General features: G+C 39.9%; 19 protein-coding genes. 8 read left to right on the forward strand and 11 right to left on the reverse strand.

Translation table 11 applies throughout. The features are described from left to right. Positions 1 to 5: 5 nt before the first annotated feature. The 5 genes from B9T24_RS05510 to B9T24_RS05530 form a co-directional block, all read right to left on the reverse strand. Entirely contained in the window at positions 6 to 476 is a 471-nt protein-coding gene (locus B9T24_RS05510; RefSeq protein WP_086164854.1) for a F0F1 ATP synthase subunit B, read from the reverse strand. A 38-nt stretch (positions 477 to 514) separates the two neighbouring features. Next, positions 515 to 766 carry a F0F1 ATP synthase subunit C gene (atpE, locus tag B9T24_RS05515; protein ID WP_039620623.1) on the reverse strand — a complete coding sequence of 84 codons (252 nt, stop codon included), beginning with the start codon at positions 764 to 766 and terminating at the stop codon, positions 515 to 517. An 84-nt stretch (positions 767 to 850) separates the two neighbouring features. Continuing rightward, the gene (gene atpB / locus B9T24_RS05520) at positions 851 to 1,726 is read right to left on the reverse strand and encodes a F0F1 ATP synthase subunit A (protein WP_004649569.1); all 876 of its coding nucleotides are present in this window, start codon (positions 1,724 to 1,726) and stop codon (positions 851 to 853) included. Positions 1,727 to 1,831: 105 nt separating this feature from the next. Continuing rightward, complete coding sequence (locus tag B9T24_RS05525; protein WP_086164855.1) at positions 1,832 to 2,230, reverse strand: ATP synthase subunit I; 399 nt, start codon at positions 2,228 to 2,230, stop codon at positions 1,832 to 1,834. Positions 2,231 to 2,400: 170 nt separating this feature from the next. Then, on the reverse strand, positions 2,401 to 3,240 hold the full coding sequence (locus B9T24_RS05530; RefSeq protein ID WP_086164856.1) for a metal ABC transporter solute-binding protein, Zn/Mn family: 840 nt from the start codon (positions 3,238 to 3,240) through the stop codon (positions 2,401 to 2,403). Between the two features lie 141 nt (positions 3,241 to 3,381). On the opposite strand from B9T24_RS05530, the gene B9T24_RS05535 reads away from it, so the two are divergent. The 3 genes from B9T24_RS05535 to znuB are packed head-to-tail and all read left to right on the forward strand — an operon-like array spanning position 3,382 to position 5,447. Beyond that, entirely contained in the window at positions 3,382 to 3,876 is a 495-nt protein-coding gene (locus tag B9T24_RS05535) for a transcriptional repressor (protein WP_086164857.1), read from the forward strand. Beyond that, positions 3,852 to 4,643, forward strand: coding sequence for a zinc ABC transporter ATP-binding protein ZnuC (gene znuC / locus B9T24_RS05540; protein WP_086164858.1), 792 nt, complete (start codon positions 3,852 to 3,854; stop codon positions 4,641 to 4,643). Before B9T24_RS05535 ends, znuC begins: the two co-directional genes overlap by 25 nt. Positions 4,644 to 4,646: 3 nt before the next feature. Next, positions 4,647 to 5,447 (forward strand): zinc ABC transporter permease subunit ZnuB, encoded by an 801-nt coding sequence (gene znuB / locus B9T24_RS05545; RefSeq protein ID WP_086164859.1) that lies wholly within the window; start codon positions 4,647 to 4,649, stop codon positions 5,445 to 5,447. 105 nt (positions 5,448 to 5,552) lie between these two features. Here the strand turns inward: znuB and B9T24_RS05550 are convergent, their stop codons facing one another. Beyond that, a complete protein-coding gene (locus tag B9T24_RS05550; protein ID WP_086164860.1) occupies positions 5,553 to 6,173 on the reverse strand; it encodes a LysE family transporter in 621 nt (206 codons plus the stop codon). Positions 6,174 to 6,335: 162 nt separating this feature from the next. Here B9T24_RS05550 and B9T24_RS05555 point away from each other — a divergent pair, with 162 nt between their 5' ends. Beyond that, on the forward strand, positions 6,336 to 7,256 hold the full coding sequence (locus B9T24_RS05555) for a Dyp-type peroxidase (protein WP_086164861.1): 921 nt from the start codon (positions 6,336 to 6,338) through the stop codon (positions 7,254 to 7,256). A 71-nt stretch (positions 7,257 to 7,327) separates the two neighbouring features. Here the strand turns inward: B9T24_RS05555 and B9T24_RS05560 are convergent, their stop codons facing one another. The 3 genes from B9T24_RS05560 to B9T24_RS05570 are packed head-to-tail and all read right to left on the reverse strand — an operon-like array spanning position 7,328 to position 12,421. Beyond that, complete coding sequence (locus tag B9T24_RS05560; protein ID WP_228145689.1) at positions 7,328 to 7,801, reverse strand: hypothetical protein; 474 nt, start codon at positions 7,799 to 7,801, stop codon at positions 7,328 to 7,330. Then, entirely contained in the window at positions 7,791 to 9,101 is a 1,311-nt protein-coding gene (locus B9T24_RS05565) for a M15 family metallopeptidase (protein ID WP_086164863.1), read from the reverse strand. The genes B9T24_RS05560 and B9T24_RS05565 overlap by 11 nt, the downstream gene beginning before the upstream one ends. Positions 9,102 to 9,103: 2 nt before the next feature. Next, a complete protein-coding gene (locus B9T24_RS05570; RefSeq protein ID WP_086164930.1) occupies positions 9,104 to 12,421 on the reverse strand; it encodes a type VI secretion system Vgr family protein in 3,318 nt (1,105 codons plus the stop codon). 226 nt (positions 12,422 to 12,647) lie between these two features. Between B9T24_RS05570 and B9T24_RS05575 the strand changes: the two genes are divergently transcribed. From B9T24_RS05575 to B9T24_RS05585, 3 genes are all read left to right on the forward strand, one after another. Continuing rightward, the gene (locus tag B9T24_RS05575) at positions 12,648 to 13,802 is read left to right on the forward strand and encodes a methionine aminotransferase (RefSeq protein WP_086164864.1); all 1,155 of its coding nucleotides are present in this window, start codon (positions 12,648 to 12,650) and stop codon (positions 13,800 to 13,802) included. Positions 13,803 to 13,923: 121 nt separating this feature from the next. Then, the gene (locus B9T24_RS05580; protein ID WP_086164865.1) at positions 13,924 to 15,291 is read left to right on the forward strand and encodes an MATE family efflux transporter; all 1,368 of its coding nucleotides are present in this window, start codon (positions 13,924 to 13,926) and stop codon (positions 15,289 to 15,291) included. A 210-nt stretch (positions 15,292 to 15,501) separates the two neighbouring features. Continuing rightward, complete coding sequence (locus B9T24_RS05585) at positions 15,502 to 16,863, forward strand: LLM class flavin-dependent oxidoreductase (RefSeq protein ID WP_086164866.1); 1,362 nt, start codon at positions 15,502 to 15,504, stop codon at positions 16,861 to 16,863. Positions 16,864 to 16,960: 97 nt separating this feature from the next. On the opposite strand, the gene B9T24_RS05590 is transcribed toward B9T24_RS05585, so the two are convergent. Further along, positions 16,961 to 17,782 carry an ABC transporter ATP-binding protein gene (locus B9T24_RS05590; protein WP_086164867.1) on the reverse strand — a complete coding sequence of 274 codons (822 nt, stop codon included), beginning with the start codon at positions 17,780 to 17,782 and terminating at the stop codon, positions 16,961 to 16,963. A 38-nt stretch (positions 17,783 to 17,820) separates the two neighbouring features. Then, the gene (locus B9T24_RS05595; RefSeq protein WP_086164868.1) at positions 17,821 to 18,036 is read right to left on the reverse strand and encodes a TOBE domain-containing protein; all 216 of its coding nucleotides are present in this window, start codon (positions 18,034 to 18,036) and stop codon (positions 17,821 to 17,823) included. Positions 18,037 to 18,263: 227 nt separating this feature from the next. On the opposite strand from B9T24_RS05595, the gene B9T24_RS05600 reads away from it, so the two are divergent. Beyond that, a complete protein-coding gene (locus tag B9T24_RS05600; RefSeq protein ID WP_086164869.1) occupies positions 18,264 to 19,364 on the forward strand; it encodes a sigma-54 interaction domain-containing protein in 1,101 nt (366 codons plus the stop codon). The last annotated feature ends 176 nt before the right edge of the window (positions 19,365 to 19,540 follow it).

Below are 19,540 nucleotides of genomic sequence, written 5' to 3' on the forward strand. Positions count from 1 at the left end.
CTCGCTTAAAGTTTAGCAGCCAGCTGAGTTAGCATGGCATTGTGAGCTTCTGCGTCAACTTGCTGGTTTAGAATTTTTTCTGCGCCAGTTACTGCTAAAGCAGCCACGTGTTGACGCAATTCTTCGCGAGCAGCATTGATTTCAGTATCAACAGTTTCTTTCGCCTGTTGACGAATACGCTCACCTTCAGCAGATGCTTGGGTACGCGCTTCTTCGATCAATTGTGCGCCACGACGGTTCGCTTGTTCGATCAATTGAGCCGCTTGTGCTTTTGCTGCGTCTAGCTCTTGCTTCACTTGTGCTTGCGCATCTGCAAGGTCAGCTTTTGCTTTTTCAGCAGCATTTAGGCCATCAGCAATACGACGCTGACGTTCACTAATCGCATTGATTAGTGGTGGCCATACAAATTTCATACAAAATGCGACAAACATCGCAAATGAAATCGCTTGACCAATCAATGTGAGGTTAATATTCATTGCTATTCCTCAATAGTTTAATTTAGGAATTAAGCTGATTAACCTACAAATGGATTAGCAAAGATGAAGAACAAGCCAATACCAACACCGATCATAGGCACAGCATCAAGAAGACCTGCGATTAAGAACATACGAGTTTGAAGTTGTGGAGCCAATTCTGGTTGACGAGCAACAGCTTCAAGGAAGCGGCCACCTAAAAGACCAAAACCAATTGCAGTACCTAAAGCACCAAAAGCGATTAGGATTGCAGCAGCAATAGCAACTAAACCTGGAATAATAGTTGGTTCCATGAAAAATTCCTCAGAGGTTAGGTTTTCACCTAATTAAGTTTAAAAAACTGTACCTAACCATCTCGTGATAGTTAGGCAATACCATTAATGTTTTTCGCTTGCCATGCTCAAGTATACGATAGTCAACATCATGAAAATGAATGCTTGTAGCGTAATAACAAGAATGTGGAAAATCGCCCAAGGCACAGACAACGCCCATTGGATCCAGAACGGTAATAATGCGATCAAGATGAAGATTAACTCACCTGCATACATGTTACCGAACAGTCGTAGAGCCAATGAAACTGGACGTGCAAGGAAAGTTACTAATTCCAAAATAAGGTTTACTGGAATAAGCAACGCTTTTGCAACTGGGTTACTTGGGTTAAATGGGTTGAGTGCCAATTCACCGACGAAACCGCCGATTCCTTTTTCACGAATACTATAGAACAAAATCAGAACAAAAACTGACAAAGACATACCTAAGGTAATGTTTGGATCAGTAGATGGAACGATTTTAAAGTAAACGTGGTGAGGATCCATACCAAATACATTTGCACCAATCAGTTGAGCCGTATACGGGATAAAGTCAACAGGAATTAAGTCCATTGCGTTCATGAGGAAAATCCACACGAAAATGGTCAGTGCAAGTGGTGCAATTAAGCGTGATTTGCCATGGAATGTGTCACGGACACTTGAGTCAACAAACTCGATAATCATTTCGATTGCAGACTGGAACTTGGTCGGAACACCAGAGTTAGCAGCTTTCGCTACGCACCAGAACAACAAACAGAAAATCACACCAAGGGTGATTGACCAACCCATTGAATCCAAATGAATAGCAGTGAACCCCATCTGTTGAGCTTCATCAGCAGTCTCAGCCAACTTCCATGAACCATCTGGCATTTTGCCATAGGTCAAATTGGTCAAGTGATGCTTGATATACTCGGTCGAAGTAAGGGCATGTTCTTCAGCAGCCATAAATCACACCTGGTCAATGTCAAATACTAAATAGAGTGAACGAACATCGCGTGCTGCTTGATATCTCGTTCATCTCCTAAAAAACTTTTCAATTTTTTGTTGCGCCTATACTCGTTTTTGTTGCCGTGACACCCAAAATGGCGCGACCCACGACATGGCTTGAACGAGAATAAAACCACAAAACAATGCCGCCGCTGACAACGGCTTAACAGTGTTTAAAATTAAAATGAAACCAACAATCACAATTGCAAACTTGCCCATTAGCCCCCGATACATGTTCGAAAGAACTTGTTTTGTGGCTCGCGCACCTGCGGCTCGAAACGATTGCCAAGAAAAATAACAACTGGCAAGCCAACAAACCAACGCACCAAGTGCGGCGCTTAAAGCTGCAGTTGAGTCTTTCAAGACCCACGCTATCAAGGCTGAAACAGGGATCATGCCTGCTTGTAAAATGACTAAAGCTTTCGCTAATCGTCGGTCAACCATGCGACTAGTTCGGCTCATTATTTATTCACTCACAGCATTCATGCTTGACAAGTCTAGCTGATGATCGTTTTTAATCGCAGGCATTATAGAGTTACACCCCTGAACATGCAATCTTTTCCCGACCTTAGTCGTGTTTTTTTCGAAGTTCAGCCTGCTTTACTACAATCATTTTTTGTTTATTTTTTACCTTACTTTCGTGCATTTTGCACACAGTTAGAGGTTTTCGAAGCCAATGCTTTCCATGCCAGCACAAAATCCCCTGCCCCGCTCATACTTTCATCGACCGCTTGAAAGGTAATAGGATTTAGCTTCTGATACTGATTTTTACTGGCATGTCCCTCTGCCAAGAGGCACATATTTCGATTTGGACGACTGTCATTTAGGTATTTAATTTGTGCAAGGGTCGGTGCAACATGCGGATCATCCGTCAACGCTCCAGCAAATTTTAAATTTAAGGCGCGCTCTAAATATTGATAAGCATCATGATATGACCAGTAAGTCTTCAAAGATGAGTTGCTATTATAGTGTTGTGCCGTTATTAACATTTCTTGGGCAAAACGTTTTGCATTCGCCCAATACGCCTCTTTTTGTTCAGGGACTTGTTGTGAACGCAATGCAGCAATAAAAAAACCAATCCGTACCGCATTATTTGGATCAAGCCAAACATGGGTGTCGACAGTATTGTTTAAAGCAACACCACGAGTATTACGCTGCGGTAGCGTTTGAACAATATCTGAACCTAAAATAGAAATCGCTTTAGGATTATCTGATAATAACTTATCTAACGGTGCTTCATGGGCCTTACCCAACCAAATCACCAAAGAGGCATCTTGAATTGCCTTGCGATGAGCAGGTGTTAAAGTCACATCGTGTCCAGTTTGGTTTTCCAACAACAGTACAGGTTTTTCAATACCTTGCGTGATTTCTTGCGCAATCAAATAAATCGGATGCGTTGAAACCACTAAACTGTGTGACCAGCCTAAGGTGCTCAATAAAGCCAGTGTACAAAATGCAAAAAAACGGGACATGAAGAGGATCACCAAATATTCATTAGGTGTTATAATATAACAAATAGGCAGAAATACATACGTCTAATCGAAACAGCTGGCGCTTCATGTTAAGATTTCATGTCATTTTGTTTTTATCAATTTCGCTCTTGAGGTTTTGCTATGAGCTTATGTTCACATGAACATCACAATGCATTACATGGCGTACATGACCATCATAATGTCGAAACACGTCTTGCTGAAGCAGAAAACCTCTGTGCAATTGTTGGTGCACGCTTAACGCCCTTACGTAAAGAAGTCCTCGAACTGATTTTAAATGCGACAGGCCCAATGGGTGCATACGACTTGTTGGCAAAAATAAAAAGTGAATCTGACCGACCTGCTGCCCCACCCACGGTATATCGCACTTTAGACTTTTTATTAGAAAAAGGTTTAATCCACCGTTTAACTTCAATTAATGCGTATATTCCGTGTTGCCATCCGCGTGAAGGACATCAAGCAGCTTTTTTAATTTGCACAGAATGCAAAAATGTTAAAGAAGCATCTGCACAAGGTTTACTTAAACAACTAGATGAGCTTTCAGCATCTGATCAATTTACTGCACATCACAGTATTATTGAAATTTCTGGGATATGTCAGCAGTGTCGCAACAAATAGTCACAGCGAATACGCTGATTGCCTTAGATAAAATCAGTGTGCGAATTGATGAAATCGACATTTTAAAAAATGTCGATTTTACGCTACATGAGCAAGAAATTGTCACGCTGATTGGTCCCAATGGCGCAGGGAAATCGACCTTAATCAAAGTTCTGTTAGGCATTGTAAAAGCCAATTCAGGCAAAGTTTTGAGCCAGCAAAAATTAAAATTTTCTTATGTGCCACAAAAGTTTAATCCATCGCATAGCTTACCGCTGCGCGTACAGGATTTATTGGCTTTAGAAAAATGTGATGCGATAAAAAAAGCAGAAATTATTCGCGATACTGGCATTACTCAATTACAGAATTCCAAAGTGCAACAACTCTCTGGTGGCGAGCGACAACGGGTGTTATTGGCACGAGCTTTATTGCGTCAACCCCACATTTTAGTACTTGATGAACCGATGCAAGGTTTGGATATTCAATCTGAAGCCGAACTGTATGATTATGTGCGTAGCCTGCCACAAAAATATGGCTGTGCTGTACTCATGGTTTCACATGATTTGCAATGGGTGATGCAAGGAACCCATCGGGTGGTCTGTTTAAATAAGCATATTTGCTGTAGCGGCTTACCTGAAAACGTACAACAACACCCAGAATATCAAGCTATTTTTGGCACCAATCGTGTGTTCTATCAACATCATCATGACCATTGTGGACATGGTGATAGTGCCGTTCCATGTCAACATGATTCACGACCACACATTCACCCTGAACCGGAAGCCTAAGCCATGATGGAATGGTTACAACTCTTGTTACCTGCATGGACAATGGGCACTTTATTGGTGTTTCTCACTGCGCCACTGGGTTGCTTAATGTTATGGCGACGCATGTCTTTTTTTGCCGACACCATGGCGCACGGAACTTTACTGGGTGTAGCCATTGCAGGGGCTTTAAGTTTACCGCTTTGGCTGGGTGTGACTTTTTTAGCCTTTTTATTGGTGGCTATTTTATGGGTACTCCATGACCCTCGCCTCCCGAATGATGCTTTGCTTGCGCTCTGTTCAGCTACCCTACTTTGCTCAGGTTTATTGTTTATTCAACATATTCCAAGCTTGAGACCTGAATTACTCAGCTACTTATTTGGCGATTTACTACAAATTTCATGGTCAGACTTGCCCATGTTTGCCTTAGTGATTATTGCTGCTTTAGCTGTGCTCTATAAAAATTGGCAAGCGCAAATTCAAATTGCCATTGATCCTGATATTGCTGTAAGCGAAGGGGTAAATGCGCAATGGCAACGCTTGGTGTTTATGTTGCTGTTGGCATTATTTACTGTATTGGCTTTACGTGCCGTCGGTTCATTATTGATGGGTGCACTGCTGGTTATTCCCGCCTTAACGGCACGTTTACTGGCACACTCGCCGAAACAGATGGTGGTTTGGGCCTTTGTGATGGCGCAAATTGGGGTGACGGTTGGTTTATGGTCAAGTGCTGGTTTAAATATTTCCACTGGTTTAAGTATTGTTCTCACCATGGCTATTTTATTTACGGGGATTTTTATTTTTCAGAAAATGAAGAAGATGGCTTAAAGCCTATTTTTTAGTTCCCCTTCCGTAACAGAAAAGAATGCTTCTCTCCAGATGACTCAGTGGAGCATGCTTTTCTGTTTAAAGCAGATGTTTTAGACAGTTCAATTATTGATGCAGCATACTTAAGAACAAAGCCGCACAGCTAAATAACACGGCAAAAGTACGATTCATATATTTTTGTTGCTTTGGCGAAGTTAATAATCTAAGCACCTTCGCAGCTAAACCGGTATATCCAGCCATGACAATCAGATCAATTGTAATCATGGTCACAGCCATAATCAGGTATTGAATCCACTGCGGTTTAGACAAATCCAAAAACTGCGGTAACACCGCCAGTAAAAAGACAATCGCTTTTGGATTACTTAAATTGACCCAAAAACCAGCCAAAACCAATTGAGAAATAGACTTATTCGGTTGCTCTATTTGAATATCCAGAGATTGCGTCGGTGCTGTCCACTGTAAAAAAGCCAAATACAGCAAATACAAAACGCCAAACCATTTCACCAGCATAAAAGCCCAAGGGCTTGTGGAAAATAATACCCCAACCCCAGTCGCGACAATGCCGATTTGTAGCAATAAGGCCAATTGCAAACCTAAAGCATTCCAATAACCACGTCGAAATCCATAATTTAAACCACTCGACATGGATGCAATTGCACCTGCACCAGGTGAAATGCTAATCATCCAGCATGCCAACATATAAGCCAGCCAAACTTGGTAAGACATATTCAACAGCGCAAGAAAAAGACCTTCAGATTATATGATGTTTCATCTTTTAAATGCGCAAATATCCACCCACTAAAATAGAACTTTAGGCTATTCACTCTCTTGATGATCAGGCACAATAAAAGCTAGCCACGTATTTTATAAAAATTTTAGGAGCCATAAATGACCGCCCAATCTGTAATTTTGCCCTTACCTTCAGATCATGCTCGATTTATTGTTCTGCGTTTAAAAGACTTAAGCATTCAAGAATTAAAAGAAAAATTTGAAGATTTATTATCAACACGTGATCGTTTAATCACGCAATATCCTCATGCACAAATAAAAACAGCCATTGCTTTTGGCCCTGAGCTTTGGGCACAAATTTATCAACAAGCACCTGAAGGTTTTAAACCATTAGCCCCCATTCATGGTTCTTTTGAAATGCCTGTAAAACCTGCCGATGTGCTCATTCATATTGCAGCGCAGCGTACAGATATCTGTTTTGCACTGAGCCAAGCTTTTTTTGAAGGGATTACGGACAAGGTTGATGTACTGGATGAACGCGTTTGCTTCCGTAATTTTGATGGTCGTGACTTGACGGGTTTTATTGATGGTACTGAAAACCCTCAATTCCCAGATGACCGTGCTGAAGTTGCTTTACTGGGTGAAGATCAGGGTATTTTTTCTGATGGGTCATTTGTATTTGCGCAACGTTATGCACATAACTTAGAAAAATGGAAACAGCTGAAAGTTGATACACAAGAACAGGTGATTGGCCGTACTAAATTAGAGTCTATCGAACTTGATGATGAGATCAAACCTGAAAACTCTCATGTGGCCCGTACAGTAGTTGAAGATGCTGAGGGAAAAGAAATGGAGATTCTTCGTCATTCACTGCCTTATGGTGATGGTAAAGGTGATCAAGGTTTATTTTTTATTGCTTACACCCAAGATTTAAACATTATTGATGCCATGTTACTTCGTATGTTTGGAACCAGTGGTGATGGTATTCATGACCGATTGCTTCATTTTGTCAGCCCAATGGATGGAGCGTATTACTTTGCACCAAGTGAAGAATTATTAGAAGAAGTGTTGGTGGGGTGAAATGAATAACCCAAATCCTGCTTAAATCAATATTTCATGAACTTGAATCGTTGACTTAAGCAGGATTCAGTTTAGTTACAATTTTTAATTAAAATAGATTTAGGGATTTTTTGCTTAAAAAGTTTGAACTTTTTAGCGATACTCTTATTTTTATTTCCAATAAAATATTTTTTGCTAACTAGCTCCATATCATTGTCATTTGAAACAGTATTGTCATCAGCAATGAGATCTTTTAAATCATCATCAGTGACTAATAAACCATTCTTATATCTATAAGTTAGATGAGATGTCTTTATCAAATCATTTGCTTTAAATTGAAAATTGTAACTTTCCTGACCAGACTCATTATAAATATTAAGTATAAGAGAGCAGTTATTTCCACTCTTTTGCAGTTCAATTGCCCCTCCTTCTGCACTTATTTGCTCATTAGTTAAGTCCAGCTCAAATATTTTATTTTTTTGAGTATTCTGATTTGCAGAACTACTACATGCGACTAAAAATATGAATAGAAAGATATAAGTTTTGCTAAAAATTTTATTCAACATCATATTTTACCTTTAAAGGATTTCCACCTGCACTTTCAGTTAACGCCCTTAATTGCGACATCGTTTTGCCAGTTTTTAGTTGGAAGTGCGGATTATCAACTATTGATTTCCAATCTCCTCCCCATTCAAGTCCAATACTTTTACCTACAGACGAAATTTTTCTAAGAATCTCAATATTTTTCTTATCTGACTTTGCATCCATATGCAACTTGCCATCATTCCACAATGGAAAAACATCAACAGCTAAAGCAAAGTTATGATTACTTTGCCCTCCTTTTGCATTTGTTACAATACTCCCAGATGTAGTCCTACCTTTTGCATATAAAGCATCTTGTTGTGCATATGTACGATAGTCCTGAACTATAACGAGCTGTACCTGATGCTTTATGTATACATCATTAATAAACCGTCGTATCAACCCTCTTACTTGAGGATGTAATCTAGCTATTGATTTTTCATTTCTTTGGGAAACTTTTAAAAGTACTGTAGTACTAGATTCTACCTTTGCTACTGGTGCTTCTTCTTTATTTTTAGATGCATCTTGCTTAACCATTAGTTGGCTTGTTGGCTTATTTTCTTCCTTTTTATTCTCTACTTGAGACTCTGACACTATACGCGTAACTTTACGGTCATAAACTGTTAATTTTTGATTTTGAATAAGTTTACCACTACCTAAATTATTAAGTTTTTTAATTTCATCTACAGTATTGTCTGTAAGTTTGGCAATTAAAGGTAAATTATCTTTTTGCTGCACAACAATAACCTTTATTTTTTCTTGCGGGCTAGACTTTTTTACTTTAGGTTTATTTTCAGACTGTGAAGTAGATATTTCATTCTTTTTAATAGGAATTTTTAGTACTTGTCCTGGATGAATATCTGTCTCACTTTTTAAATTATTGATTGTGACGAGTACTATTGTAGTTGTATCGTTATCATTGGCTATTCGGGATAAATAATCACCTTCAGCAACAATATACGTTGATCTTAAATATGTGCCTGTCACTACATCTTTAGCAGATAAATTTACCCCCTTCAGTAACACTTTAGGACTACGTACAATGAATGTGGTCTTATCTCCTATCAGCTGTATTTTTACCTTAGATTTATATTCTGCCGATACAAGATTTCTTATTTTTACATCAATAATTGTACCTATTGGACGTTTAATCCAGACAGACTCCCCGTTATCAAGAGTGATATGATCAGATATAAGTAATGAACCAACCCACAGTTGATGAGCTAAGGCATTAATTGGCTGATCAAGAGCATCTAAAAATTTAATATTTGCTAAGCAGTCCATAATTATATCTCCCTCTCATTTTTAAGATCAGCATGTGCCCCACAACTACAGCTATATTCGAGATCATCATCCTCACTGTCATCATCTATTGAAACCATCCATTCATCATCCGTTCCAATCAAAATGTCATGATGTTCATTAGTCATTGTATTCATGCGCTGAGTTCGGCCATGCTCATCTAAAACCCCTGAAATATAAGTATTATTTTGATTATTAATTAATTTATATCCCACATTCGAGAAATCCGTTTCATAGAATAAGTCATAAAAATCCCACTTATTGGTAAATACTTTTATTTTATTTATACTTGACAATGAAACTATTTCTGCTTTTACTTTCTGCCCCCCCACAAAACTATGCTGCCCCGCTTTACTCTCAAACTTTCCACCCGTCGTGGTAAAAATACCCTGAGCATTAATTTTGATTTGAGAACCACCAGCAGTCAGTACAATTTCTTTTGGGCTAGTTATCTCAATTTTTTCTTCAGTTGAAATCAGCTTTATAACTTTACGTGCAATCACTTCAATCGCATCATCCTGAGCTTGAATTTCGACCTTGCCTTTCGCAGCAAAGGCTTTGACTCCTTTTTGTGCTGCAAATAAACTAATCTTCTCTTGAGCATGTGCCACAATGTTTTTCTGCGCACTTAAGTTAATTGAACCTTGTGCACTCGTCACAACATCCTGAGACGCTTGTAAAATAATGTCTTCAGGTGTGGTTAAAGCAATACCATTCGGTGAAGCCAATAACATCAGTGCTTGTCTAAACAATTTTCCTTGTTGTTGTTTTTCAGTATCACGACTGCTTTCTAAACCTTGGGTATACCCCTCCATAAAGCCTTGTAATGAACTCAATGCCTTATTTGGTGTGATGTCTAATTTGTTGCCCTTACTGAACGTGCCACACGTACTCCTCATGTCAAAATCTTGGATATCAACATTTGCCAACACTTTGCTCACTTCTTGTAAACTGCCGAAAGGATTCGATTCAATATTCTCCCTTATACTCGCAAGTTTGCCTTTGATCAGGTCAGAACCATATTCTTCGACATTTTCAATAAAGTCTTTTAAATTTTCGACTGCTTCTTTTGCATCGGTAAAAAAATGATTAAATTCATCAACCACGCCTTTGCTATGTTCAGCAAATTGCCCCATATCCTGAATAAAACCAGCACAATCTTTTAAAGCATTCAGTGGATCACGACTGACACCCTGTTTAAATAAATCAAGTGTGGTATTCAAGGCTTGACTGGTACTTTTGAGTTCCAAAGATTGAATCAATTTCGGTAAGCGACCAATCACATTGAGTGCATCGGTTTGCTGTTTAACGGCAATGTCACTCAGCATTTTCATGCTTTCATGACCTTGGGTGAGTAAAGACTGAGCTTGTGCTGCATCTAAATGATCTGCAATGGCTTGTTCCTGAGCATAGGTGCTGATTAACATCCCTTTACCCGCTCGAACAGCACCGTACTGATCCGTTCTGAGTTCAAAGCCTTCTCCTCGACCAACACTGGTCTCGGCAGTTTTAGGATGACTTAAATGCCCCAAATTGAGCTGACTCGCGCCATGACTACTCTGCAATTGGGTACTGATTTGTCCCGTCGTATCATCAAAACGCAGCTGGTTAAACCCCAAACCACTAACCTCTTGTGAACGGATACCACTGAGTTTTTTGGTATCGGGTAACTGTCCTTTGCTATCAAACATGGTCTGATGTCGTTCAGCTTCATGAATACGCCCCACCACAAAGGGACGATCAACATCACCTTCAAAGAAATCAATCACTACAATTTCACCAATTCGTGGATGAAATCTCGCCCCATAGCCTTCACCTGCCCAAGGAGTCAACACATCCACCCAAGCAGAATCGGCATCATTGTCATTGCTTCCCGCACCGCCATCATGTGCATGGTCATCGGCACGGGTAAACATAAAGCGAACTTTAATCCGTCCCCAAGCATCGACATAAATCGTTTCACCTTCAGGTCCAACCACTTTGGCACGTTGTGGATAGGCTGCTGGACGATGCTGTAAAGGATGATATTCAGGCACAACGGCAATTGTACGACGTACCACATACAGCTCATTGGCTTGTCGTTCATCCCCTTGATGCTGCCAATGACTTAAACTTAATAGATGATCGAATTGTGGGAAAATATCTTTGGGCAAATTGTTTTGCTGATAAAAATTTTTGCCTAAAATTAGAAACTCTTTGTCTGAACCTGAATGTGAATCAATTTCAGGATGATCAATCAATTCAAACCAGTAACCGACCTGTGCATCACGTACACTACTCTTGGCAGTAAAATATTTGGATTGTAAGTTCTGATATTGCGACAGTTTTTGACTAAGCTTATCTAATTGCTGACTGCCTGAAACCGTGCTTTGATCTGCCCCTGTTAAATCAGCTGTCCATGCGGGACTGAGGCTCCAAGCCTGTTCCAAACTTAAACTTTCATTGTCTTGTACATCACTATGCTGATGCTGAGTCAGTAGACTATTGCTTTGATCCTGAGATAGGCGATTGGCTTGCCAACGCTGCGTCTGTATAGCCGTTGCTTGTAAATAACGTTGTCCAGTAAAACTGGTGATGCTATCTAAACGTTCTGTGGCATGACTGCGATGAAAACGAATGCATCTTCGGTTTAAAGCACTATATTGTTGATGATCATCAATTAAACGTAATTTTTGTGCTTGAATCGCTGCCGCTGAAGTCATCACCATATGCTCAGCTTCATCAACCAGCCAATTGATGCCTTCACTGCGCCAGAGTCGTGTTAAAAACTCATAATCGGTTTCATTGGCTTGCATGACAAAAGGACGCACGTCATATTCTTGGCTTAAGCCCTGCGCATTTAAACTTAGGCTTGCTGCAAATAATGCACTCTTACTTTGCCATTCTTTAAATAAGATTTCACTAATCTCAGGCACAGTTTTGTTCATAAACACGCGACTATTACGGCGTTTGTGCCAAAGTGTGGTGGCATCTTCAAGGGTCAATTTGTATAAAGTTAATGCACCATCACTTTGCCCTTGGCTCGCCCCCGTAATGATGCCTGTGATTCGGTACAGTTCACCTAAATCCGTGACTTGATCGACTGCCACTTGGGCGCCAATAAATTGTTTTAGTGGAATATATGCATTACTCGATAAGCAAATCAGTTCAGCTTTAAGCCCCTGATTGATACGATGATCGCCTTCAATTCTTTGAATCAAGACTTGAGGATTGAGTAATTCATTGGAAAAATGGATATGCAGGGCGCGCTTTTGCAAACTTAAGCCCATAGCCTCCATAACAGCATGGATTGTTTTTAGCATCATAATTTATTGTTGTAAGGGTATTATTTTAATTAGTGGCTGCATTCTAGAAAATGTTGTTTTTTTAGTCTAGTTAATTTTTGATTAATTTTAGCCAAAAAAGAAATTCGGTTAAATTTATGCGTCAATTTTAAAATTAAGCGATTAAATTTTCAGGTTTATTTTTCTATTACGAGGTTACTGGTACACTCAAAAATGATCAAAATACATTAAAAGAGTTCGGGTCATGCTTCAGCTCCATTCCAAACTACCTGCACAAGGGGTCACGATTTTTAGCGTGATGACCGCCATGGCACAGCGCTTAAATGCTTTAAACCTATCGCAAGGCTTTCCAGACTTTGCTGCTCCGCCTGCACTACTTGAAGCCCTCAGCCAAGCCACTTTGGATGGATTTAATCAATATGCTTCGGGCGATGGGCTGATTGCACTGCGTGAACAATTGGCACAGCAGTTTTTAAAGCGCGATCAACTTATCATTGATCCTTTGACTGAAATTACCATTAGCTCTGGGGCAACCATTGCCATTTTTTCCGCTATTCAAGCACTCATCTCTACCGATGATGAAGTGATTATTTTTGACCCCAGCTATGACAGTTATGCACCAAGTGTGCAACTGGTCGGCGGTAAAGCCGTCCATATTGCTTTAACGCCAGCAAATTTTTCGGTGGACTGGAATCAAGTCAAAGATGCGATCAATGACAAAACCCGAATGATCATTGTCAATACTCCGCACAACCCAACAGGTGCAATTTGGTCACATCAAGACTGGCTAAATTTAATTGAATTAATGGGGGATAAAAACATTGTGCTGCTGTCCGATGAAGTCTATGAACATCTGATTTACGATGATCAAAAACACTATTCAGCGCTGTCTTTTGCTGAATTGCGTGATCGCAGTATTGTGGTCGGTTCATTTGGAAAAACCTTCCATGTCACGGGATGGAAAACGGGGTATTGCATTGCTGCCCCTGAACTGACGAAAATGTTTCGACAGGTTTATCAATTTGCCAGTTTCTGCGCTGTCACACCAGTACAAATGGCATTGGCAACTTTTATGCAGCAACATCCCGAACATATTGAAGAATTGGCGAGCTTTTATCAGCAAAAACGCGATCTGTTTAATTCAGGATTGAAAAATTCACGCTTTCAATTTACCCCCTCGCAAGGCACCTATTTTCAGAATTTAGATTACAGTGCGATTCGCCCCGATTTAAATGATGTGGAGATGTGTACCTTTTTGGCCGAACAGCATGGCATTGTCGCCATTCCGATTTCGGTTTTTTATCAACAAGCGCCCGAAAATTTACGTTTAATCCGTTTTTGTTTTGCGAAAAAAGATGAAACACTCGAACATGCCGCTGCCATTTTATCGGCAGTTTAAAGCTATTATTACTGGATAAATTTGTGCCTTAGTTACCTAAAAGCTAAGGCTTTTTTTAACCAACTCAGGTAGTGTAAGTTTAAATCTGCAAAATGATAAAAATATACTGACAGGACGTTCAATGCCTAAAAACCAGCCGATGGTTAATCAACACAATTTATGGAAAACATTTTTTATTTTTCTCATGCCCTTGATTGCGACTAATATTCTGCAAAACCTGTCAGGCACCATTAATACCATTTTTGTCGGACAAATGATGGGCGTCAATGCGATTGCTGCCGTGGCGGTATTCTTCCCCATTTTATTTTTCCTGATGGCTTTTGTGATTGGACTCTCCGCGGGTGCAACGGTCTTGGTCGGACAAGCTTGGGGCGCACAAAATATTGAAAAAGTCCGCTGTGTCGTTGGTTCAACGCTATTTATGACTTTAATTGGCGGCAGTGTGATTGCGTTATTAGGTGTGGTGTTTGCCAAACATATTCTGCTGGCTTTAGGCACAGACCCAGATGTGATGCACCTGTCCTTGCCCTATGTACAGTGGATGCTGGCAGGAAGCCCACTGCTGTTTCTCTATATTATTTATACTTCTATTTTACGCGGTGTTGGTGACAGCACCACACCGCTGATTGTTTCAGGGATGACCATTTTAATTGGTTTATTGATTACCCCTGTGCTGATTGCGGGTTATTTTGGCTTTCCAAAAATGGGCATTATTGCCCCTGCAATTGCCACCATTGTCGGCTATTTTGCCGTACTGATCTTTTTAGTACTGTACTTAAATAAAAAAGATCACCCACTCAAACCAGACCATCTGCTGTTGAGTCATATTCGCCATCATCCCGAACTGAGTAAAATCGTGCTGCGTTTGGGGATTCCAACAGGCATCCAAATGGTAACGACATCCGTTGCAGGTTTGGTGATTGTCGGTTTAGTCAATCATTATGGTTCAAACGCAACAGCAGCTTATGGTGCCGTCAATCAGGTGTTGAATTATATTCAATTCCCTGCCCTGTCTATTTCCATTGCTGCTTCAATTTTTGCAGCGCAAGCCATTGGTGCAGGAAAATCGGATTTACTCGCGCAAGTAACGCGTACCGCACTGAGTATGAATATTTTGGTTACGGGCACTTTGGTCACTTTAGCTTATCTATTCTCCAAATATTTAATGGCCTTGTTCATTACTGACCCTGAAGTGGTGGCACTGGGGCAACAGTTATTGTTTATCGTGTTGTGGTCCATTCTATTCTTTGGTGCCAGTTCGATTTTTGCCTCAATCATGCGTGCCAGCGGCACGGTCACTGTGCCCATGATCATTAACATTTTCGCTATTATTGCCATTGAAGTGCCATGTGCCTATTTATTTAGTCAATGGTGGGGGCTGCAAGGCATTTGGTATGCCTATGCTTTGGCATTTGTCTGCTTATGTGTTCTGCAAGGTCTGTATTATCAATTGGTCTGGAAAAGAAAAACCATTCAAGCGTTGATTTAATGCCAAGATCAATCTGATTGAGATCATGTTTGAGATAACATCAGTATTTTTTATGCTGTTTGATTTTCAACAATCGCCCATTTTTACTGTTTATTCTTAAACACATAAAAACTTTATGTGTTTCAAGTAACTGTTTTAATTCATTTTTATATTTGGCATAAATATTGAAAGATGTACTATTGAGAAAAATACAATCAATAGGATAGAACAATGTCAAAACGTCAAATTAAACTGGGTGCCTTTATTCCAACCACCTCACAACATGCCGCAGGTTGGCGTCATCCAGAGTCACGTCCGCAGGATCACTTAAGTCTAGCTTATGCCATTGAACTGGCGAAAACTGCTGAAAAAGGTTTATTTGATGCCTATTTTCTAGCAGATGGTTTATCGGTGCGTTGGGGTTCTGCACAAGAAGGTGAATTGGGCTTAGGCGATAAAGGTGTTGGTTTTGAACCAGTGACTTTATTTGCCGCACTTGCCACTGTAACCCAAAATATTGGCTTTATTGCAACGGCTTCAACCACTTATGAAGAACCTTATCTTTTAGCACGTAAATTTGCATCGCTAGATCATATTAGTCATGGTCGTGCGGCTTGGAATGTGGTGACCACAGCCTCTGCCGATACCGCGCGTAATTTTAGTTTAGCACAACATCCCAGCCCTAAAATTCGCTATGAACGTGCCGATGAATTCATCGAAGTGACGCAAAAATTGTGGGATTCTTGGGAAGATAATGCCTTTGTCTATCAAAAAGAAAATGGGCAATTCTTTGACTCGCAAAAACTGCATGAACCTGAACATCAAGGCAAATACTTTACTGTCCAAGGGGCATTGAATGTCTCTCGTCCACCACAAGGCTACCCTGTGATTGTGCAAGCAGGTCAGTCTGAAGATGGCCGTGAACTTGCAGGGAAATATGCCGAAGTTATTTTCACCGCTCAACAAAATTTAGCCGATGCACAAGAATTTTACCGTGATGTTAAAAGCCGTCTAAGCAAATATGGTCGTCATGCCGATGACTTAAAAATTATGCCCGGCGTTTCGATTTTTGTGGCAAAAACTGAACAAGAAGCACAAGAGAAATATGAATTACTCAATAGCTTAATTCATCCCAAAGTAGGTTTAAGTTTATTGTCAGGTTTATCGGGAGGGATTAATTTAGATCAATATGATTTGGATGCACCCTTTCCGAAACTTGAAGATGCCGACATCAATTTCTCTAGTCGCCAGCAAATGATGATTGATATTGCCAATAAACATCACTTCAGCATTCGCCAACTGTATGAATATATTGCTTCTGCTCGCGGTCACTGGACTTTAATTGGTACAGCCGAACAAGTGGTCGATCAGCTACAGCAATGGTTTGAAAATGAAGCGGCTGATGGTTTTAATATTTTGCCACCGACCACGCCCGCAGGTCTGAATGACTTCGTCGCGTTTATTGTGCCGGAATTACAGCGCCGTGGTTTATTCCGCACAGAATATGAAGGCACGACCTTACGTGAAAATCTGGGGCTAAAACGACCTGAAAACCAATATATTTTAAAGCAGAATACCGCCCAAGCATCATAGTTTTTGCTAGTCCTCCTGATCAAAGGGGGACTTTTTTAGAGCAATCCCGCCAATAAAAAAGCCCGCATTGATTGCAGGCTTTTTTATGTCCCCCGTATTACCATGCAAACTGATAATCAGCGAATTGCTTTGGTGTTGAATCAAGTAATTGGTCTTTGAGTGGGTCGCTAAAATCAAGCAAGATATTATTTTTAATGTTGGTTAAACGGACATCTTCACGTTTCCGTGGATGCGCGACAGGCACATCCACAATACGTTTAATCCGTCCCGGATGCGGCTGCATCACCACGACTCGGTCACCCAAAAATACCGCCTCTTCAACATCATGCGTGACAATAATCATGGTGATTTTTTCCACCTGCCAGATGCGCTGTAGCTCATCTTGCAGGTTTTGCCGCGTCAAGGCATCCAAAGCACCAAAAGGTTCATCGAGCAATAAAATCTGTGGACGATTGACCAAACTACGGGCAATCGCTACACGTTGATTCATCCCCCCAGAAAGTTGTGATGGATAAGCATCTTTAAACTGGGTCAATTTGACCAATTCTAAATGTTCATCAATCAATACATCTTCTTCAGCACGACTTAAATTGCTCTGATGTAATGCAATCCGAATATTTTCTTTCACGCTTAACCACGGAAATAAGCGGTGATCCTGAAAAACAATGCCACGATTCAAACTGGTGCCAGCAACCTGCTGACCTTCAACTAAAATTTGCCCTTGATATTTATGTTCTAAACCCACCAATAAACGTAATAACGTCGATTTACCACAACCGCTACTGCCCACAATACTAATAAATTCACCCGATTTAATTTCGAGATTAATATCTTCTAAAACGGTGAGATCTTCATGATATTGTGTGGGATAACTTTTGCTTAATTGCTGAATGGACACAGCACCTGCATCATAGGTCATCGTCTAATTCCCTTATTGAGGAAGCAATTTTTGACTGCTTAAAGTTTAGCCAAAGACACTTCAGTCGACTTGATCAGTACAACAACCTCGGAACCGACTTTTAAATCTAGATCCTTAACAGATCGTGTACTGATAATCGAGGTAAACGTCCCCGCTTTGGTTTCTACATTCACTTCAGAAACCACGCTGCCTTCTACAACTTCCTGAATAACGCCTTTAAATTGGTTACGAACATTGACGGATGTGATAGTCATTATAATTACTCTGTTGTTTATAATTGTCTTAATATAAAATAATTTAAGGTGATTATTTATCTTGATTTAATATTTAGTTATCGTTGCTGTATTTATCTTTTATCCATATAAATATTGCTATATTCACTTTATAGGGTAAATGGATAATCAAATACTGATTTATTATTTATATTTTATATTTAATTCTTTCATGATGATGAGCATTTTAATATATCGCAATAAAAATCATGACTATACTTACTCATCCTTATATTCTTCCTACACGACGTGTAGAAAAGGCAACCGCCACCGTTTTTGAAGACCCGTTATCCAAGGCTTTGCTGGATCGAATTCAGCAAATTGCACCCAGTGAAGCCAATGCTTTAATTATTGGAGAAACGGGCACAGGAAAAGAATTGGTGGCACGTCAAATTCATGCCTTAAGTAACCGTGCCAAAGGGCCTTTTATTGCAGTGAATTGCGGTGCATTAACCGAAACTTTGGCCGAAAGTGAATTATTCGGACATGAAAAAGGGGCATTTACAGGGGCTATTCACAGTCGGGTGGGTTGGTTTGAAGCTGCACATCATGGCACTTTATTTTTAGATGAAATTGGTGATTTATCCCTGCCAATGCAGGTCAAATTATTACGTATTTTACAAGAGCGTGAGATTGTCCGTGTGGGTTCACTCAAACCCATTCCAATTAATGTACGTATTATCGCTGCCACCAATGTCGATCTGGAACAAGCCGTGCTCGATGGTAAGTTTCGTGAAGATTTATTTTATCGCCTCTATGTTGCGCTATTACAGATTCCTAAACTGGCTGACCGCCGTGATGATATTTTACCTTTGGCAAATTTTTTTATCGAACGCTATCAAACCAACCCGCATTCAACCACTTTGCGTATCAGTGCCTTGGCGGTTAAAAAATTAATTCAACACCGTTGGCCGGGTAATATTCGTGAACTTGAAAACACCATTCATCATGCCGTTTTAGTCAGCCAAAATGGAGTGATTGAACCTGAGGATATTAGCTTTTCAAATTTGCTCAACAACACAACTTACCGTGGGCATATTTCATCCTCACTTGAAAATGAAGATGCACCGCCTTTTGCTGCAAGTATTCACAGTACTCAAGATGCCGAACAACTTCTACAAGCGACTTTTCAGCGTCTCTTTTTAGCCTCACAACAGCTCACTGAATTAAATATAAATGAGCTAATTGAAGAACAGTTTATTCGCAGCGCCTATACATATTGCCAGTATAACCAAGTGCATACTGCACGGATGTTAGGGGTGACTCGCAACGTGATTCGTACTCGCTTACTTAAATATGCCTTGCTATAAATTTATTATTAAAGCATTTTTATATTTAAATCAATGAATGTTTTTTATTATAAAAAAACCAATCCAATCATTTTATCTAAAATTTTACTTTATATAAAAACGAAATCAATATGATTAAAAAATCACTCTTCATTTTATAAAAAACCAACTCTATTTTGAGTTGGTTTTTTATTTAA

Source organism: Acinetobacter sp. ANC 4654 (genome assembly GCF_002135425.1).
Lineage (GTDB): Bacteria > Pseudomonadota > Gammaproteobacteria > Pseudomonadales > Moraxellaceae > Acinetobacter > Acinetobacter kyonggiensis.

What these genes read in the sequence shown, in the direction of transcription:
- B9T24_RS05510 (WP_086164854.1), bottom strand. Translation starts at nt 476, where the DNA reads ATGAATATTAACCTCACATTGATTGGTCAAGCGATTTCATTTGCGATG.
- atpE (WP_039620623.1), bottom strand. Translation starts at nt 766, where the DNA reads ATGGAACCAACTATTATTCCAGGTTTAGTTGCTATTGCTGCTGCAATC.
- atpB (WP_004649569.1), bottom strand. Translation starts at nt 1,726, where the DNA reads ATGGCTGCTGAAGAACATGCCCTTACTTCGACCGAGTATATCAAGCAT.
- B9T24_RS05525 (WP_086164855.1), bottom strand. Translation starts at nt 2,230, where the DNA reads ATGAGCCGAACTAGTCGCATGGTTGACCGACGATTAGCGAAAGCTTTA.
- B9T24_RS05530 (WP_086164856.1), bottom strand. Translation starts at nt 3,240, where the DNA reads ATGTCCCGTTTTTTTGCATTTTGTACACTGGCTTTATTGAGCACCTTA.
- B9T24_RS05535 (WP_086164857.1), top strand. Translation starts at nt 3,382, where the DNA reads ATGAGCTTATGTTCACATGAACATCACAATGCATTACATGGCGTACAT.
- znuC (WP_086164858.1), top strand. Translation starts at nt 3,852, where the DNA reads ATGTCAGCAGTGTCGCAACAAATAGTCACAGCGAATACGCTGATTGCC.
- znuB (WP_086164859.1), top strand. Translation starts at nt 4,647, where the DNA reads ATGATGGAATGGTTACAACTCTTGTTACCTGCATGGACAATGGGCACT.
- B9T24_RS05550 (WP_086164860.1), bottom strand. Translation starts at nt 6,173, where the DNA reads ATGTCTTACCAAGTTTGGCTGGCTTATATGTTGGCATGCTGGATGATT.
- B9T24_RS05555 (WP_086164861.1), top strand. Translation starts at nt 6,336, where the DNA reads ATGACCGCCCAATCTGTAATTTTGCCCTTACCTTCAGATCATGCTCGA.
- B9T24_RS05560 (WP_228145689.1), bottom strand. Translation starts at nt 7,801, where the DNA reads ATGTTGAATAAAATTTTTAGCAAAACTTATATCTTTCTATTCATATTT.
- B9T24_RS05565 (WP_086164863.1), bottom strand. Translation starts at nt 9,101, where the DNA reads ATGGACTGCTTAGCAAATATTAAATTTTTAGATGCTCTTGATCAGCCA.
- B9T24_RS05570 (WP_086164930.1), bottom strand. Translation starts at nt 12,421, where the DNA reads ATGCTAAAAACAATCCATGCTGTTATGGAGGCTATGGGCTTAAGTTTG.
- B9T24_RS05575 (WP_086164864.1), top strand. Translation starts at nt 12,648, where the DNA reads ATGCTTCAGCTCCATTCCAAACTACCTGCACAAGGGGTCACGATTTTT.
- B9T24_RS05580 (WP_086164865.1), top strand. Translation starts at nt 13,924, where the DNA reads ATGCCTAAAAACCAGCCGATGGTTAATCAACACAATTTATGGAAAACA.
- B9T24_RS05585 (WP_086164866.1), top strand. Translation starts at nt 15,502, where the DNA reads ATGTCAAAACGTCAAATTAAACTGGGTGCCTTTATTCCAACCACCTCA.
- B9T24_RS05590 (WP_086164867.1), bottom strand. Translation starts at nt 17,782, where the DNA reads ATGACCTATGATGCAGGTGCTGTGTCCATTCAGCAATTAAGCAAAAGT.
- B9T24_RS05595 (WP_086164868.1), bottom strand. Translation starts at nt 18,036, where the DNA reads ATGACTATCACATCCGTCAATGTTCGTAACCAATTTAAAGGCGTTATT.
- B9T24_RS05600 (WP_086164869.1), top strand. Translation starts at nt 18,264, where the DNA reads ATGACTATACTTACTCATCCTTATATTCTTCCTACACGACGTGTAGAA.